Origin of the sequence: Vibrio sp. 10N.222.46.A1 (genome assembly GCF_041473595.1) — a bacterium.
In the GTDB taxonomy this organism is placed as follows: Bacteria; Pseudomonadota; Gammaproteobacteria; order Enterobacterales; family Vibrionaceae; genus Vibrio; species Vibrio tasmaniensis_A.
The window spans coordinates 1-1,696 of the sequence record NZ_JBFRSN010001671.1 but is presented as its reverse complement, the minus strand read 5'-3'; the positions used below and the strand labels follow the sequence as shown (position 1 = coordinate 1,696).

Here is a 1,696-nt window from a genome sequence, read left to right as displayed (position 1 = left end):
CTTGCTCTACGCTTTGTAAAAGCTCGACATGAGGCAACACAAATCCACCAATATCAGCGCGGATAGACACCACATTATTGCCCTCTATCCAATCTATACTTGGCAGTGGCTTTTTGTCTCGTAAACCTTCAGCATCAAGCATCTCGTAGTAAGAAAGAATATTAAAAACACCATCTACGGCTCGTTGAATCATGTCAGGTTGAGTAAATTTCCCCATCCCGACCTCCACTGTAATGCTCGGAATTCCACTTCGATTCCAGACCGTTTCAAGAATACCCGGATCGCCGGGATCATTAAGAACACAATCGGGCTGCATTAACCTCGCCATCTCCAAACATTGCTCTACTCGGTAATCAGCAAACACATAAAGTGGATACACGGCACCACGAGTTTGGGTATGCAGATCAACAGCAAATGTCGCGTTGTGTTTGAGTAAGCGATCCCACAGAGATGCGACGAATCGCTCCGCGGCTAAGCCGTGTGCATCCCCCGGAAAGAGTCGATTAAGGTTGGCAGGGCAAGAGCCCGGATCCGAAGAGATAAAATCGCGGCTGTGGTTAAGCAAGCCAGACAAATTCACAGTTGGTACAACTGTCACCGTGCCTTTTAATGTGTTGCCTACTAAATCTCGGATAATTTGCTGAGCAGCCAACACACCGTTTAGCTCATCACCATGAATCCCGGCAGTGATCAGCAACTTCGGGCCGTCTTGACTGCCTTTGAAAACAGAAACCGGCATGTTTTTAGGTTGCCCTAACCCATCACTGGTTACTTGAAACCAAAACTGATGCTCTCCAATCGGTAAGTCTTCAACATTTAAGGCGCCAATAACCTGCCTACCTTGTAAAACATCGCCTAAGTACTCTGTTTTCATCCAACGTCTCCATCTTGTTGAGCAAAATTTATTCTTTTCTAAGTTTTGGCATCATAGAGGATATCTTAATCAGTACAAACAGTTAATAAGATGAAGAAGCTCTAACCTCACCATAAGGTTCACCCATATCATTATCACCTCACCCAAATAGAAACTTGAAAAAGTAACCGAATAAGGAAATACGAGTGGTATACCCATTCACAAACCACTCAGGTTCCTGAAATAAAAGTGCAATAAAATCAACACTTAAAAAGTTCCCTATTCACGAAAATGTAATTTTACAGAAATGAAAGCTTAATTTAGCTGCTCTAGATTAGTTTCATATCGAAACGGAGAGCGCATTGCTCACGGATTTTAAAATACAAGGTAAGTGATTATGAAAAAGGCAGTTCTAGCTTCTGCAGTGGTAGCGGCACTAGTTTCAGGTTCATCGTTAGCAGCAACGGTTTACAGCTCTGATGGTACAGAACTTAAAATTGGTGGTCGTGCAGAATTCCGTGGTGATTTCATTGGTTCCGGTGGTGCTGAAGTTGAAGGTTCAATGAAAGATAAAACTCGTTTCCGTTTAAACCTTGGTGGTAAAACAGAACTTACAGATACTGCAACGGCATTCGGTTTCTACGAAGCTGAGCAAGACACAGGTTCTGATAAGTTTGAAAACCGTTACATGTACGCAGGTGTTGATTTTGACGGCCAAGCCGTTTCTGTCGGTCGCCAAGATATGGCTTCAGTTATCGTATCTGACTTTACAGATATCACTGAGTTTTCTGGTGTGCAGCAAGCATTCGGTGCAGCTTCTGATAAAGAAGATGGTGTATTTGC

General features: G+C 43.3%; 2 protein-coding genes. One reads left to right on the top strand and one right to left on the bottom strand.

Annotated elements, in window-relative coordinates; translation table 11 throughout:
- A partial coding sequence (locus AB4496_RS28785; protein WP_372133524.1) for a succinylglutamate desuccinylase/aspartoacylase family protein occupies positions 1-874 on the bottom strand: 874 nt, incomplete at its 3' end.
- A 376-nt stretch (positions 875-1,250) separates the two neighbouring features.
- Between AB4496_RS28785 and AB4496_RS28780 the strand changes: the two genes are divergently transcribed.
- Positions 1,251-1,696 (top strand): porin (locus AB4496_RS28780; RefSeq protein WP_372133521.1); only part of this gene is annotated, 446 nt, incomplete at its 3' end.